General features: G+C 35.6%; 20 protein-coding genes and 1 riboswitch. Of the genes, 7 read left to right on the forward strand and 13 right to left on the reverse strand.

Annotation, left to right across the window (positions count from 1 at the left end; all coding sequences use genetic code 11):
• Positions 1-17 precede the first annotated feature (17 nt).
• The 4 genes from AB3M96_RS16990 to AB3M96_RS17005 all read right to left on the reverse strand — a co-directional run bounded on the left by AB3M96_RS16990 (position 18) and on the right by AB3M96_RS17005 (position 3,468).
• Positions 18-647 carry a TVP38/TMEM64 family protein gene (locus AB3M96_RS16990; RefSeq protein ID WP_412968826.1) on the reverse strand — a complete coding sequence of 210 codons (630 nt, stop codon included), beginning with the start codon at positions 645-647 and terminating at the stop codon, positions 18-20.
• Positions 648-671: 24 nt separating this feature from the next.
• Positions 672-1,406 (reverse strand): endonuclease/exonuclease/phosphatase family protein, encoded by a 735-nt coding sequence (locus AB3M96_RS16995; RefSeq protein ID WP_412968827.1) that lies wholly within the window; start codon positions 1,404-1,406, stop codon positions 672-674.
• Positions 1,403-2,980: an alkaline phosphatase family protein gene (locus tag AB3M96_RS17000; protein WP_412968828.1), complete on the reverse strand. Its 1,578-nt coding sequence runs from the start codon at positions 2,978-2,980 to the stop codon at positions 1,403-1,405. The genes AB3M96_RS16995 and AB3M96_RS17000 overlap by 4 nt, the downstream gene beginning before the upstream one ends.
• 185 nt (positions 2,981-3,165) lie before the next feature.
• Positions 3,166-3,468 (reverse strand): hypothetical protein, encoded by a 303-nt coding sequence (locus tag AB3M96_RS17005; protein ID WP_412968829.1) that lies wholly within the window; start codon positions 3,466-3,468, stop codon positions 3,166-3,168.
• A 198-nt stretch (positions 3,469-3,666) separates the two neighbouring features.
• Positions 3,667-3,760: riboswitch (glycine riboswitch) on the forward strand.
• Between the two features lie 135 nt (positions 3,761-3,895).
• Here AB3M96_RS17005 and AB3M96_RS17010 point away from each other — a divergent pair.
• Positions 3,896-4,507 (forward strand): trimeric intracellular cation channel family protein, encoded by a 612-nt coding sequence (locus AB3M96_RS17010; protein WP_412968830.1) that lies wholly within the window; start codon positions 3,896-3,898, stop codon positions 4,505-4,507.
• Between the two features lie 170 nt (positions 4,508-4,677).
• Here the strand turns inward: AB3M96_RS17010 and AB3M96_RS17015 are convergent, their stop codons facing one another.
• Positions 4,678-5,451: a tyrosine-protein phosphatase gene (locus AB3M96_RS17015; RefSeq protein WP_412968831.1), complete on the reverse strand. Its 774-nt coding sequence runs from the start codon at positions 5,449-5,451 to the stop codon at positions 4,678-4,680.
• Positions 5,452-5,651: 200 nt separating this feature from the next.
• Between AB3M96_RS17015 and AB3M96_RS17020 the strand changes: the two genes are divergently transcribed.
• Together AB3M96_RS17020 and AB3M96_RS17025 are read left to right on the forward strand one after the other, a co-directional pair.
• Positions 5,652-5,975: a DMT family transporter gene (locus AB3M96_RS17020; RefSeq protein ID WP_412968832.1), complete on the forward strand. Its 324-nt coding sequence runs from the start codon at positions 5,652-5,654 to the stop codon at positions 5,973-5,975.
• Between the two features lie 23 nt (positions 5,976-5,998).
• Positions 5,999-6,343 (forward strand): DMT family transporter, encoded by a 345-nt coding sequence (locus tag AB3M96_RS17025; protein ID WP_412968833.1) that lies wholly within the window; start codon positions 5,999-6,001, stop codon positions 6,341-6,343.
• 40 nt (positions 6,344-6,383) lie between these two features.
• On the opposite strand, the gene AB3M96_RS17030 is transcribed toward AB3M96_RS17025, so the two are convergent.
• Entirely contained in the window at positions 6,384-7,259 is an 876-nt protein-coding gene (locus AB3M96_RS17030; RefSeq protein ID WP_412968834.1) for a YitT family protein, read from the reverse strand.
• 25 nt (positions 7,260-7,284) lie between these two features.
• Positions 7,285-8,100 (reverse strand): pentapeptide repeat-containing protein, encoded by an 816-nt coding sequence (locus AB3M96_RS17035; protein WP_412968835.1) that lies wholly within the window; start codon positions 8,098-8,100, stop codon positions 7,285-7,287.
• Positions 8,101-8,201: 101 nt separating this feature from the next.
• Between AB3M96_RS17035 and AB3M96_RS17040 the strand changes: the two genes are divergently transcribed.
• Positions 8,202-8,387 (forward strand): hypothetical protein, encoded by a 186-nt coding sequence (locus AB3M96_RS17040; protein WP_412968836.1) that lies wholly within the window; start codon positions 8,202-8,204, stop codon positions 8,385-8,387.
• Positions 8,388-8,451: 64 nt separating this feature from the next.
• Here the strand turns inward: AB3M96_RS17040 and AB3M96_RS17045 are convergent, their stop codons facing one another.
• Entirely contained in the window at positions 8,452-8,973 is a 522-nt protein-coding gene (locus AB3M96_RS17045) for a DinB family protein (protein ID WP_412968837.1), read from the reverse strand.
• A gap of 151 nt (positions 8,974-9,124) precedes the next feature.
• A complete protein-coding gene (locus tag AB3M96_RS17050; RefSeq protein WP_412968838.1) occupies positions 9,125-10,078 on the reverse strand; it encodes a S16 family serine protease in 954 nt (317 codons plus the stop codon).
• A gap of 79 nt (positions 10,079-10,157) precedes the next feature.
• Between AB3M96_RS17050 and AB3M96_RS17055 the strand changes: the two genes are divergently transcribed.
• Positions 10,158-10,667, forward strand: a complete 510-nt coding sequence (locus tag AB3M96_RS17055) for a metallophosphoesterase family protein (RefSeq protein ID WP_412968839.1) — start codon at positions 10,158-10,160, stop codon at positions 10,665-10,667.
• On the opposite strand, the gene AB3M96_RS17060 is transcribed toward AB3M96_RS17055, so the two are convergent.
• On the reverse strand, positions 10,657-11,781 hold the full coding sequence (locus tag AB3M96_RS17060; protein ID WP_412968840.1) for an NAD(P)/FAD-dependent oxidoreductase: 1,125 nt from the start codon (positions 11,779-11,781) through the stop codon (positions 10,657-10,659). The genes AB3M96_RS17055 and AB3M96_RS17060 overlap by 11 nt on opposite strands.
• A 197-nt stretch (positions 11,782-11,978) precedes the next feature.
• Here AB3M96_RS17060 and AB3M96_RS17065 point away from each other — a divergent pair, with 197 nt between their 5' ends.
• Complete coding sequence (locus AB3M96_RS17065) at positions 11,979-12,113, forward strand: hypothetical protein (RefSeq protein ID WP_412968841.1); 135 nt, start codon at positions 11,979-11,981, stop codon at positions 12,111-12,113.
• A gap of 130 nt (positions 12,114-12,243) precedes the next feature.
• The gene (locus AB3M96_RS17070) at positions 12,244-12,399 is read left to right on the forward strand and encodes a hypothetical protein (protein ID WP_412968842.1); all 156 of its coding nucleotides are present in this window, start codon (positions 12,244-12,246) and stop codon (positions 12,397-12,399) included.
• A 163-nt stretch (positions 12,400-12,562) separates the two neighbouring features.
• Here the strand turns inward: AB3M96_RS17070 and sda are convergent, their stop codons facing one another.
• The 3 genes from sda to AB3M96_RS17085 all read right to left on the reverse strand — a co-directional run.
• The gene (sda, locus tag AB3M96_RS17075) at positions 12,563-12,694 is read right to left on the reverse strand and encodes a sporulation histidine kinase inhibitor Sda (protein ID WP_412968843.1); all 132 of its coding nucleotides are present in this window, start codon (positions 12,692-12,694) and stop codon (positions 12,563-12,565) included.
• Positions 12,695-12,977: 283 nt separating this feature from the next.
• Positions 12,978-15,050 carry a DUF4179 domain-containing protein gene (locus tag AB3M96_RS17080; protein ID WP_412968844.1) on the reverse strand — a complete coding sequence of 691 codons (2,073 nt, stop codon included), beginning with the start codon at positions 15,048-15,050 and terminating at the stop codon, positions 12,978-12,980.
• 64 nt (positions 15,051-15,114) lie between these two features.
• A partial coding sequence (locus AB3M96_RS17085) for a hypothetical protein (RefSeq protein WP_412968845.1) occupies positions 15,115-15,313 on the reverse strand: 199 nt, incomplete at its 5' end.

Genomic DNA, 15,313 nt, shown 5'->3' on the forward strand with positions numbered 1-15,313 from the left:
TGGGGCGTCGTGGATTTTTAAATTGCTTTGGCTCTCGCCTTATTCCATTTTCTATAAAACACTACCACAACTAAGATAAAGGCTATATAGATAACAATCCCCATAATGAATAAGGGAATGGAGGTAAATAACTGGTTACCCAAATATGCATACATAAGGGTTCCTGGTATTTTTCCAATTGCTGTCGCCAAAAAATATGTGCCAAACAGCATAGGACTCAGCCCTGAATAGATGTTAACTACTGGTGGAGGAACAATTGGTATTAATCGAACAAAGAAGACTGCGACGAATGCGTTGCGATGTATAATATCATCAAATTTTTTGATTTTATTATTTTTGGCTATGAAATGTTGAAAGGTTTCAACAAAAAAATACCGAGCCAGCAGGAAAATGATAGCGGCAGCACCGACTGAACCAGTCCAATTAATAGCTGTACCTAGAATGACACCATATTTCACGCCCATTAATCCAGCGAAAACTGAAAAGGGAACTACAGGAATCACTCCAAATATAACAGCTAGTGCAAACATAAAGGGAAGTTGAGATAGATCGCTATGGTTTAACCATTCCATTACTAATTCCCTGTATACAAATGCAACACTTACCATCACTCCATAGATCAACACAAAAATAATACCTTTCCTCATAAGCAGTCTCCTATACATGAAGTTTTATATTGATAATGTTGCTACCAGTGGTAAATGATCCGAAGCGAAAGGTATTTGATCAATGACCTTTACATCTACAGTCTTCAAGTCGTGACTAATGAAGATATAGTCCAATCTCATTCTCGGCTTTGTAGATGGATATGTATTACCCAATCCACTCCCTTTCTCTTCCCACACATCTTCGAAATTCTTAGTCACCCTTTTCCAATTTCGTGAATATGGTTTCATGTTCCAATCTCCAAGGATAATGGCAGGCGCCTCCAGTTTATTCAAAATAAACGAACTCTGTAACCAATGGGTGATTGGATTCAAGCTTAAGTGCGTTACAAATACGTTCAGTATTTTCTCATTCACTTCAATGGCCGCTTCCAGAACTGATCTGCCTTCTATTACGCGTGGCAAATAATTAAGTAAATGATTCTGACTATGTTTTAAAGGATATCGCGACAAAAGGGCATTCCCATATTGATGGTATTCATATTCTGTCTTTCTTGACTTTTTACTTAGCGACGGACTAAATGCATAAAAATAGTGTAATTCATTTGCTAGTAATTCAATTTGATCAACATAGTTACTTCGCTTTGAGAAATTTTTGTCAACTTCATTAAGACCAATAATATCTGCACCACTACTATAAATGACATCTTTAATCCTATTTAACTCAAGCTTCTTATCCGTACCTTTTCCATGATGAATATTGAATGTCATGACTTTTATCGTATCCAAAGGTTCTCTCATTTTAGGGCTTCCTTATCCTTCACTAATCTCAAAACCCATTCCTTCAGATCCACCATTCTTTGATGTTTAGGTTCTATGTTTGTACCCGCAACAATCATTGGAAAATGTGAGTCATCCTTATGAAGAGAGCCATGACTTGCTCCTCCAACATGTCTTGGTGAACCTTCTCCTATAAATTCATATCCCGGTTTTGCATTAACAATCAAGAAAGTACCTGAATGTGAAAAGAATGAACTATATAGTCTTGCTAATCCATCTGGGTAATCTCCATACAAAATTTCATTTTCTTGCAGCACTAAGTCCATAATTTTTTCATTTCCATCTATCGACCAGGATTGACCATACTGATCAATATACTCACCACCAGGTTGAAAGGTTAAGGTACCACTAATACCACTTTTGCTTACAATAACCTGCTTGCCTTCTTTCCATGCCATTACATCTAACCTCGAGTCTTCTTTCAACAACTTCAAAATATCTTCGGCGCTAATTTCCTTATCCAATAAGTAAATAAACGACATTCTCTCATTTAGACCTAATACAATCTGATCATTGTTTTGAACAGGTTCTCCAATTTTATGTATCTTAAAAGTATCAAGTAGTTTTCGCAAGTCAATTAATGCTTCTTTTTTGTTATTTTTTATATAGGTCTGGCCACTATCACCCATTACCACCCAAGTATTCTTCTCAATTGCCTCTTCACATGATGAGTACAAATTTAATAGTTCTTGTAAATGCTTATCGGCTTCCTCTATTCCTTTTGTTACATATACACCCTTCTTATGAACTTGCTTATCATTGTCTGATAGATAAACCAATGAATAGGAAGGAAGAGTATCTTGTTGTATTAAATAGGTTAATTCCTTCGTAGCAAAACGGTCTGTAAATCCGAAGGCCTGCCAAAAATGTGTATACTTATTATCCGGATCATTTTTTGATAATAATCCATACGAAAAATAATTTGGCGCAGGAACCTCTTCATTTTCATTCAAATAGCCAAGATATTTAAAGAGCCTTGGTACATTAAGTTGTCGACTATGGCTCCCGCGATAAACAAGAGTATTAATGGAAGATGACTGAAGTCCAAGCTCTTCATGAATCGTTTTAACGTTCATACTTAAATGCCTTTGATTTAAGTTAAGAATGCTATCTCTCATTACTTGTTTAACACCGAGCTTTGCTATTTCCTTCCATGCGCTTCCATAGCTAACTAACCTTTGCTCCTTTTCATCAAACCAGACAAGGGCTGGAACCTTATGTTGGTCAGGATACGTACCCGTTAATAAGGTACTATCGATTGCCACTGACATAGTTGGATAGCTACTAATCATTGAAGGGTAATAATAGCCATTCTTCATAAGAAATTCTAATGCTGGTGCCTTTCCATTCGAAATAGCACTCTGCATTGGCTCATCCATTATTGAATCAATAATGACCATGACAACTGGTTTACTAGATGATTCCACAGATACATGGTTCTGCTTTGTTATCTTCTTTGGTGAATGTATTAAGAACATATATCCAAAGGCGAGTAAAAAGGAAAGAATGACTATCGAACTTATTACCTTTGCCAAAGGAAAATCAACTCCTGACCTGTTTACGAAAAAAACTATACTAGTAATCTTTGTTATCTTAGGAAGGATTATTCTTTTAGGAATTGGTTTGTTATTTTTACATAAAAAAACTGCACCTCCATCGTTAGATTATTGTCCAACAATTTTTGGTGCAGTTCATAATGTTCGGTGTGTTGATTCTGCTTTTATAACTCAAGTTTCTCCAACAGCCAATCCTGGATCTCATCTTTTGTTTCGTTACCAACCTTTAGTGTACCTAATACGACGCCTTTTCCAATAATCTGTATTTCAGGTGCTGCAACGTCCTTTGTTATATTAATACTATAAGTGACTGTTTCAATGTGACGAATTGGTATTCTGTTAATGTTAATAATTCCATCAGTAACTAAATATCCATCATCAGTAAGTGTTATTTTATTTTTCTTCCATGAAAATTCATTAGATGAAACCTTTTTCTTTTGTGATTCTTTAGAACCAAATAAACCCATGTAATCGCACCCCTCTCTATAATTTATATTATCAGAAATAGAGCGTCATTTGTAAGAAAAATGGAAATTCTTGTCGAAAACGGGAAAAGAGTCCTATTTTCCTTTAACATCTATGCAGATTTTTAATAAAGAATTATTTTTATTGACAGTACAAGCGATTATCGGATAATATTCTTATGAATTTAAGAATACTCGCGGACGATTATTGTGGGAGAGAACGTATCTAACGTCACCGAAGGGGCAAATCTTAACAAAAGGCTAATCTCTCAGGTAAAAAGACCACAGTAAGACGCTTCTCTGGAGAGCGCTGGTAAGCCACCCAAGGGGTAACACCTTCTAGATTAGGTAAAACTCTCAGGTACAAGGACAGAGATAAAGGATTCTCAGTTTTTGTATGATGTTTTACTTTGGATTAGGGGGTTTTTTTGTGGTTTGGGATGTGTTAAATGTGTTTGGAACAATTGCATTTGCGATTAGTGGTGCAATCGTTGCAATGGAGGCTAAGTATGATATTATCGGGGTTTATGTGTTAGGTTTAATTACGTCATTTGGTGGTGGCGCAATTCGAAATCTTTTAATAGGTATCCCCATACATGAATTATGGCAACAAACGCCTCTTTTTATAATTGCAATTATAACTATTACAATAGTATTCTTGTTACCGGACAGTGCAGTGGAACGGGTAAGGGAATGGCATCTGTTCGATGCAATCGGTCTCTCAGCCTTTGCGGTACAGGGTGCAATGTATGCATATTCGATAGAACTTCCTATTCTTGCAATTATGTTCTCAGCAGCTATTACTGGTGCTGGCGGAGGAATTATCCGCGATGTATTAGCTCAGCAAAAGCCGATTGTGTTTCGCAAAGAATTATATATGGTATGGGCCATGATTGCAGGATTTATCATCAGCATGGGATGGGCACAAGAACCGTATCAGTTATATACACTTTTTTGTATCATCTTTCTGTTACGTGTTACGTCACATCGTTTTGGTTGGAGCTTGCCAACTCGCTCAGTTACTAACTTACAAAGCAATTAAACTACTATTTTATAGACATGAAGAAGGCCCAAGTTATGGGCCTTCTGTTCGATTTGTAAGTTTAATTGTAAGATTGTCCAAGAGCATTCCTCCATTGTTATTTTTAGTATTATATTCTACAAAAAGAACGTTACCCCTTTAGGATAACGTTCTATATTTCTATCATGCCATTACTCTAATAAATGAGTCTTCAATACATCAATGTCCTCTGTAGAAAGACCAAGTACCTCTTTACAATATGTATCTGCACTTCCATATTGTATTTCTAACTCATTAAGAAATGCTTCGATATATTCGACCCGTGCTTCCATGATAGAGTCTATTACATCTTGATCGATATTTGGTAGGTCGTTGTAGCCTATCTCCTCAAAGTTTGCATTCATTTGCTCAAGTGTTTCATTCGTATACAGATAATCGTTATGGATATCTTCTCTTGTAACTCCTAAAACACTAAGAATAAGTGCTGCTACTGCACCAGTTCGATCCTTTCCTGCCATACAATGAAATAGCATCGGAGTATGTGGTTCATTTAGTAACACGTTAAAAACATTCTGAAAAGCAGTCTTAAAAGAAATCATATTTTTGTTTAAATTAAGTAATAGTTCACCTGGTTTTGTTTTCCTTAGTTCGTCAGCAAAGCTAGAGTGTGTTCCAACTTGCCCCATCATTTTGTCATCTGACAATATCGGCGTATGATACCAGACAGCATCATCAATTACCGGATCTGGGTACTTTTCAATTTCGTCTACACCACGTAAATCACAAATTTTTTGAATGTTAAGGTGACTAATAGTTTCTAGGTCTTTCTCTGTTACCCTACTTAAATTACCTGAACGAAATAACATTCCTTTTTTAACTTTACGACCTTCTTTGGTAATGTAACCACCTAAATCTCTGAAATTGAAGGTTCCTGTTAATACTATTTCTGTAATTGCTGTTGTCATTTTATATTTACCTCTACCCTGTCATTATTTTTACAATATATAATTATACTAAAAATTCCTAATAAAATCTAAATCTACCATTTAAATGTTATAAATATTACATATACTTTGACCATAGTAATGACTATAAAACTTTAATTGTTTTTAAGAATCTATGTCTGTAAAATCAATGGTGGACTACATCAAAAGGAGATACAATGATGAACGCTTATGTACCATTATTTATAGCTATTATAAGCGAAGTATTCGCTAGTTCTATGCTAAAGAACACAAATGGGTTTAAAAAACTCTTTCCTACATTAGGAGTGGTGATTGGATATGGATTAGCATTCTATGCGTTATCTATTTCTTTACAATCACTTTCACTCGGAGTAGCTTACGCTATATGGGCAGGTTTAGGAACTGCACTTACCGCTTTAGTTGGTATCACGTTTTATAAAGAACATTTTGATCGCAAAATTTTAACTGGAATAGTCTTAATTATTATCGGGGTGATACTCCTGAATATCGGAGAAACTCATTAACCTGAGGGAAAAGAGGATTATATATGAAAGGCTATATTTTTTTATCCGTTTCAATTATAACTGAAGTGTTTGCAAAAACTATGTTAAAATTATCAGCAGGTTTTACTATTCTTTTTCCATCTCTTTTAGTTATTTTAGGATATACACTGTCGTTCTATTGCTTATCTCTTTGTCTTAATACCGTGCCTTTGAGTTTGGCGTATGCCATTTGGTCAGGTGTTGGTACAGCCCTAACTGCCATAATTGGCATTCTTATTTGGAATGAAGCTTTTAATTCCTTTATTCTGTTTGGAATACTTTTTATTATTGCTGGTGTCGTATTACTTAACGTTAAAAATACAGATGAAACAGAGAAGCAATATCAATAAAGAAAGCGCTAATTTCAACTAGGAATCAACGCTTTCTTTTTTAATGAATATCATTCTTTTTAAAGTTTCCACCCTTTACTTCGGAAACGTCATATACGATAACGAAAGCTCCTCCATCAATTTCTTGGATAATTTCTTTCATTTTCGCTTCTTCTAATCTGTTTATGACACAAGTAATTTCTTTAAATTCTTCATTTGAATAAGCGCCTCGTACGATGTTATATGTTGCACTTCTTCCTAAGCGGTCACTTATCGCTTCTACCATCTGTTCTGGTTCATTTGTGATAATTTTGAAGGTTTTTAATCCACTTAACCCTGTTTCAACAATATGTATAACTTTTGAGGCAATAAAGTAAGCAATACCGGAGAGAATTGCTCCTTGAAGACCGAATACTGTAGAAACGATAATGAACACAAATAAATTCAAGAATAAAATAAGATCACTCGTTCCAAACGGAAGTTTTCGCGACATTAAAACCGCCAGCATATCGATACCATCCAGGGCACCACCATTACGCAATGCTAATCCCATACCAAATCCAATAATGATACCACCGACAACCGTAATTAATAAGGTATCACCTTCAATAATGGTTGGAACATGGTGCATAACGATTGTGCCAATCGCAAGTGAGACGATCCCGATAATAGAAAAAATTGCAAAACTTTTACCAATTTGTTTGTAACCTAAATAGACAAACGGGATATTCAAGATAGCAATTAATAACCCAAGTGGTAATCCAACTAATTGAGAGCCTGCAATACTTAGCCCGGTCACTCCACCGTCCGATACATTGTTAGGAATTAACACAGCTTCTAGTCCATACGCAGTAATAAATCCTCCTAAAATAATGGCAATTGCTCGCAAAGTCAGTTTTATTTTACTGGGGTGTTTATGTTTGGTTCCTTTTGTCATTTTCATTTCCTCATTTCAAAAAATATTAACTTAGCCAATGCTGTGGCCTTTTTAAAGTTGACGGTAATTTTGTATTACTATCACCATTTGCAGCATTTACTTGTGCTTGTGTTAAAAATATACTGCCTGAGAGATTGGCTCCACTTAAATTAGCATCCCTCATATCAGCACCAATAAAATCACACTTTCGCAAGTCTGCGTTTCTTAGGTCGGCTGCTATTAGCAAGCTTCCACGAAAATCTGTACCGCTCAGGTCTGCTCCCTTAAGCTTAGCTCCAATATACTCGATTCTTTTTCTGCCCTTCGTTTTTCTATTAACTCGGGACCGTACGAGTTCACTTACTTGGAGTAGTAACTTATTAATTGTAGTTCTATGGTCAGACACATGCAAGCTTAGAATATCTTCTGGCTTTCGTATAGTTAATTCTTCTGTTTTATCAATCGCCATGCGCAATTCCTCGTATATAGGCTCAGCCTCTTTTATACTCAGAGCTTCAAACAGATAATATAATATTTCGTGCAGTTGCTGCATAATCGGAAATACATTGAACATTTCATTAGCGGTTTCCGGATACTCCCGCCAATCATTTCCGTTATAGGTTATTTGTGATACCTTTTGTCCAGCACCAAAGCATTCATATACAGTACAGCCTTTATACCCTTTATGCCTTAGATTTTGATGTATGTCGCAGCGATAGTTAGAATTTAAGTTACGACAAGGAGTACCTCCGTCCTTATCTATAGCAAAATCAGCAGATTTAGCGAAAGGTAAAGCTACACAACATAATCCAAAACAATTTTCACAATCAGCACTAATACTCTTTACTAATTGGCTATTCATCTTTCACACATCCTATTTTGTTATCCAGTTAACAAATAATTAATATATTATCATATTCTTACAACCAACAAGAACAATTTATAAAGATGTATTTAAAAAAAATGTATTATTATGAATTCTCAGGGACTCACCAACACACTTTGACCCATTTTTCAAAAATTTTCCAAGGATTGGTAAATCCTATTCAAGTAATTCCAATAGATGGTGTTCAAGAAATTACACTACCTTCTACCGTTAAAGCGACTGCAGATAATGGAATCGTTAAAATTCTACTACAGCACAAATGAAGGCAAAAAGAAATAAGAAACTAAAAACCTGGGCTATTCATAGCTCAGGTTTGTTTTATGCTATTCACTTTTTCAATACTCCCAGATATTCAATCCATGGTCCAACATCTGATTTATATCTCTTAGCAAGTACCCTTACAATTTGTGAAATATGAGTTAAATCATGAACAACCCATGTAGATAGCAGTTCCCTAACTTTTACAACTTCAAAAGCTGGATGATAACCTGTTATTTCTAAATCAACTTCACCAGAAAAAAGTACTTTAAGCCTGTCTAAATTTTGTGTCCGTATGGTTTTAAACTCTCGAAACGCTTCTTCTATCGGTCTATCACTCTTGTGCAAGTGCGAATAACGATCAAATTCTGGGAATGGCTTATTCTCACCTTCACTAAGGATAAACTCTAATCTTGGAATCCAATTATTCTTTTCTCCCTCAATTAGATGCTCTATCACCTCAATTGAACTCCACGTACCTTCACCTTCATTGCTTTCCAACCATTTCTCAGATATACCAGATAAAAATAACTCCAATGTCTTTGGTGTTCTTTCAAGTATTTCGATTGCTTCTTCTAGTTTAAAGTTCATATGATAGCTCCCTTCATTAACATCCTGATTTTTTTGCTACCAGTCTTTTTCTAGGCTCTTTTCGCAAAAAGAAAATTGCTACTTAAGTCTTTACTTAAAGTAAAAGGGCAAAGTTTAAAAGAGGCTCAATAAAGTATATGTCTATCAGTCCTTAAAACTTATTCAATTCACCAATAATTTTTATAGCATCGTCAATATGCGGAACTGAAAATACTTCAATCGATAGCTGGTATTCTTCCTTTGTAGCTGCTGCTTCTTTAGCATTTCCTATAGGTATTATGATATAAGGTAGGGCTTGCTCTTCAGCAATTATCATTTTTTCTTTTACCATACCAATTGGTAAAACATCCCCATTACCAGATAATGCCCCTGTTACTGCAATTTCCTTGTTATTAATTACTTCTTGTTGTTCAATAAGACTCGTTAACGCTAATCCTAAGCCTGCACTATCTCCTGCTAGATCCTCTCTGTTTAAAAACTCTGCAAGCATATGAGGTTCAGATCCAAGGTATTCTGTGACATTCTCCCCCATTTGCTCAAACTCGTCTTTAAAAAACCCTAAATAGCCAAAAATTTCAAGGTTTTTACTTATATAGCGATCTTCATTATCAAGTCTATATAAGTCAATCAATTGCTGCTGCTCATAATTGTTTCTAATGCTTTCCTCATCCTCAAGGATCAGTATCTCTACAGTTCTTACAACCATTAAATGAATACCCGAGTTTTCATCTAACTCAATTGGTGAAGCATGAAAACTGGCAGTATATGTAGTAGATTCATATTTTAACAGGCCCAATTCATAACACAAAAGGACACCGGTAATGATGGTTAGTATACTTATATACTTGAGTTTATCTCTAGCATTTCTAAAAACTAGCAGGAGTACAAATAAAATAAAAAAACTAAGAAATATCCCTCCAACATAGGTAAAGCTATTTATAAAATTTGCGAAATATGTGTACCACCAACCTACAAATGCGAGTATTGTGGCTAAAAGAAAAATAAATAGTCTTCGATTTATACGTAAATTCATTTTCTCCTCTTTCATTTCGTTGTAATTAAAAAGTTCCTTTATTTCATTTGAAGAACCACGTCTGCTCTTCATTTATGTATATAAAAGTTAAGCTTTATAGTAACATTGTAATATATTTCCTATACTAAAAGTAACCCATTATGTAAGGCAGGTGTTTACATTGAAAATAGCTGTTATTGCTGATACCCATTTGCCGAAGAAGGCAAAAAAGCTACCTCAAAGTTTAATTAATGGTATTCATGGGGTGAATTTTATTATTCATGCAGGTGATTGGCAAACCATGGAGCTTTATGAAGAACTCAGCTTAATTGCTCCTGTTCTTGGGGTTAGTGGTAATGTCGACACCCCAGAGATCAAAGATATAGTCGGAGAGAAACTCATTATAGATAAACAGGGGTATAAAATTGGAGTTGTTCATGGCCATCTTGGAAAAAAGAGAACCACACCTGAGCGTGCTCTTGAAGCATTTAAAGGTGAAGCATTGGATTTGATTCTATTTGGGCACTCCCATATTCCTTACAAACAGTATCATGGTAAAACATTATTATTTAATCCAGGCTCCCCTACTGATAAACGAAAACAACCACAATATTCATATGGTATTCTCGAATTCGGAGAGACCCTGAAAATAAATCATCATTTCTATTCGATTAAGGATTAAGTTCAAATGCACCTGCAACATCGTACAAACTCAGGTCGATTTCTAACTGTTGATCCATTGCCAACTTTGCCAATTGAGAGCCTAGAAATGGACCTACAGTTAATCCTGATGCACCAAGACCGTTTGCTACAAATACATTTTTAAATGTAGGTACTGTACCGATAACTGGGAGAAAATCCGGTGTAAAGGGCCGGAAACCAACACGAGTTTCAACAACTGTTGCATTAGAGAGTCCAGGCGCAACAGTGAGAGCCTTTGTAAAAACTTCATGCAGTCCACCTGCAGTAACTCTCCTGTCAAAGCCCTTTTCATTTTCATGAGTTGCACCGATTACGATACGCCCCTCATCAAATGCTAGAAGATACTGATCGTTCGGTGGCATAACAACTGGCCAATTTTCAGTGCTTGTATGTTCCAATTGCAAATGAACGATTTGCGCTTTTTGAGGCGATACCAAAAACTTCATACCTAATGGTTCAATAATTTCGTTCGCCCATGCTCCTGCTGTTATAATCACGGAATCGGCAATGATTTGTTCTTCACCAATCTTTACACCTGTTACATTGTTTTCTTCACATAGTAAAGAAGCATCTCCGGTTCGAATTACAGCTCCATTTTTCTTGGCAGCCCTAAGTAAAGCATTTCGCAACTCACGGCCATTTACTCTAGCTGCGCCACTAATGTAAACAGAAGCGTATTCATTTGAAACTGGCGGGAAGTACTCTTTAGTTTTAGAGGAACCTAGTTTTGTAATATCGCCTATTTCTGGTGCATCCTCGCGACGAACTTGTGCTCGTTCAACCATTTTGTCCAACTTATCTTCAATTGTATGTAGACTTATCGCACCAACTTTTTTATAGCCCGTGTTTTTCTCACCTTCATCTTCTAATTTTTTAATAAGAGTTGAGTAATATCTCGCACCCGATTTCGCAAGGTTATACCACGCCTTGTTACGACGTTGGGAGAGCCACGGACAAACGATTCCAGCTGCTGCATCTGTTGCTTGTCCTTTATCTTCACGATCAATAACGATTACTGTTGCGCCAGCTTTCGCAAGATGATACGCTGTCGATGCGCCAAGTATTCCTGCACCTACTACTATATATGTACTCATTTATAACAAGTTCCCTTCACATTCTTTTTACTTATTCTACTAAAAAGAGAAAGAAATTTAAATTCATGAACATTTTATATTATTTTCAATTTTTCTGAATAATTCTTTGCTTACAAAGCGATGCTATATATAACTACTGTAAAATATAGGAAAAATACATAATTACAGTAGTACAAATGTAGAAAGGAGGAAAGTGTATGACCAATAAAAATAATAATCGGAACCAACCACATACAGGGTCAAAAAGTATGGATACAGAATTCGGTTCTGACCAAAACCTCAGTAAAAAAGCAAGGAAAAAGGCAGCTAGGGAAAATCGCAAAAACAGATAACAAAGAGACTGTATAAACCATTGTACCGGTACACTTTGGCCTGTTCCCCTAAGCCATACTAGGAGGCGGGTTTTTTTTTAGTTATCGGACGACCTACGTCCTCCGTATACTTTGTTAAGGGGGGGAAACGATGAAACATGTAGATATTCAAATGATTTTATTCGTAGGGGCTTCTCTAATACATGACTACTGGTTAATATGGGGACTACCACGTGTTTATTATATGGATGTACGTAAAGAGCATCTTACTAAGGAAGATGATGACCATGATGACCGGGTAGCATAATAAAAAGGTGTTCTACAACGCTTTCAAGAATATGTTTCCCTAAATGAGTGAAGGGCTTGGAAGCCATTCGCAGAAAAATACTAATTTACCTTTCTTGCTTACCGCTGGAAATAACTCAATGCGTCAAATAGTAGTAGAAGAGCTTTGGTTATTGCCAATCTTTCTACCTTTCTATATTGAGCCCTCTTTTGTTAATTTCCTTTTCCAATAAACTTATAAACTCTTTGTCTACTTTTTGTTCTGTTGCCTTAATATAAATCTCTTTTAATTTTGTATCATTTACATCTGAAAACATATCAAACCCCTTGCAGCGAATGACAACTATCCCTTCACCCAGTTACCATTATAAATACTTTCAGTTATGTTCTCCACAACATATCGCTTTTACCAGTATTTTATAATAACTCGTAATATGCCCCTTTTTCGAAGGTATCCTTAATCAACCTACTGAAAAATTCTTTAATTTCACTATAATCCTCGTATCTTGGTCTTCAAACTAAAACATCTAGCAAAACTTCACATCCCTTATCATAATTGAAAAAAGAGAGGAAGTACCATAGTACTCCCCTCCAGATGTTTTAATCTAATGATACTTTTATTGACTCGTTAGTGTATTTTACAGTATTATAGCCATGAATCTCGAGTTTCGTTGGGATAACATCCTCATCCCCAAAGTCATTTATTAGTTCCATTTCCGTTTTTGTCGGGTAGAAACGTACCCTTTCCCACCCATTAAATTGATATTCATCCTGTTTATATATCTTTCCATCACTATCCATATATACTCCCTCATTATCACGATAACCCATAGAAAGCGCCTGTCCATCTTTGTCAGTAAGGAATTGATAATGCAGCATATTATAGTTTCTAACTTCTGGTTTCGCTTCTGTAAAAGTAATGATAGCCGGATTACCTATTGTGATATTATCAACTGAAATTGTGTTTCCCTGATATTTGAAAGTTTGAGGAAATACCCCATAAGGGTTAACAGTAAAGGTTTTGTTGTCCTGTATATATAGTTCCATTCCCTCTATGTCAATTTCTAGATTTTGGGGTTCCTCAAAATATAGTGGTTCAAAGCTTGTTTGCATTGTAATCCACTCACCATTACCACTACTATTATGGTGAATATTTCCATACAAATCTACTTTAGCCTCTTGATTCTCTGTTTTAATAGAATCAAAATGAACCTCACCTACATGCATGCTACTTTCCTGTAAAATCTCATATCGATAACGAAGCATCGTTGTAGTAGGTGCAAAAACGATCTTTGTAAAATGTAATGGAATTCCTTCAATCTCAACTTTCTTATCCAACTCATGCTCAATTGATGCAGTCTTTGTAACTGGAATTTCAAAGTTCCACTCCCCAGCAACAATTTCGTTGTTACTGTGAGTTGCATTGATGACGTCAATTACATTGTCACCTTCTGCTATCTTCAATAGTCTAGAAATATTAAGTTTAATCGTCCCGCTCTCAGGGTAAATGGGTAAAACACTAACTTTCCCTTCAAATATATTACTAGCTTTACTCTTAGTTTCCAGCTCTTCAAAAGGAAAATACTGCATTTGATAGGACATATGATTTAATAGGTCTTCCTCATTTTCAATAGTAAAGCCTTCATAGTTATTTATCATATAATGATGATTAGTCTCTAAATCTTCAATCTCGTAATAAAGTAATGTTTGAAATTCATCGGCAACCACACTTTTTATAGTAATTTTCACACCATTACTCTCTTGTTCTAAATAAAGTGGCTCAGCTATCCCATGTTTCAGATACGTTAACAATTGCTCATCTTCAAGATTTCGCCAATCTTGATAAGAATAATAAAGATATGCGAAACCGTTCGTAACAAACCCAATAAATATACCAATTGCTAAAATAGAGGCTATAACAGAACTAACAACAATACGTTTCTTTACTACTTGTTTTCTTCTTTCTTCAGTTTCGATTACTCTACCTCTCACGCTCTTCATGACAGTAGGAGGAACATCCGCAGTATCAGTTACACGACCAAAATATAAAATAACATCTTGAATAAGTGCCAACTCGTTTTGACAGTTCTGACATGTATGTAGGTGTATCTCTAAATCTACCTTATCTCTTCGATTCAGATTCAAGCCTAAATAATCAATAAAATGCCTGGTATATCCGTCACAACTTACATGCTCTTGGTCTAATTTATCTCTAGTAAGTAGCTGGAACCCTTTAAGCAATCTAGTGTTGATATCTTGAATTGGGACCTGAATTAGTTGAGCTACTTCGTCCTGCGGTAACCCAATAAGGTACTTGAATACGATAGGCTCTTTATAAATATCGTCTAGTTTATACAATCTATCTTCTATTGAGCTTTCTCTATTCTCATTATTATCTAGTTTTTCTACTTTATTTTTTGAGACCTCACGACATTCAGTAATAAAAATAGAAAGAACCCACTTTTCAAAGTTCATATTATTCTTACGTTTACGTTTTTCATTATGAATTTTAACGATTGTTTTATAGAAAACGTCCTCAATATCATGAATGTCTAGTAGATAGGATTGACCTAGTTTATAAAACTTGCCCTTTTTCAAATCAAACCAATCTACTATTGCACTCATGCTCTTATCTTCATTTTCAAATAAAGGATCAGCTACCACAACTTCCACAATTGTCTCCCCTTACTTTCCTACGATAGTTCTTTACCTTATAGTACCATTAATCACCTGTAAGTTACTGCAATATATGACAAAATTTTATAAAAGTTTTAAAGCAGGTTCTTAAAAAGCTGAAACATACAATTTTCGTAAAAATTAAGGCATATTTTTTAAATAAGAAAAGCGCAAGCGCCTTGCTCAGCCCCGACAAGCGCTGGAACCCTGACGAGGAGGCTGTTGCCGCCGCAGGAGGGGTGAAGCGACCTCGAGGGGCT

Source organism: Ferdinandcohnia jepli (genome assembly GCF_047246645.1).
In the GTDB taxonomy this organism is placed as follows: Bacteria; Bacillota; Bacilli; order Bacillales; family Bacillaceae_L; genus Ferdinandcohnia.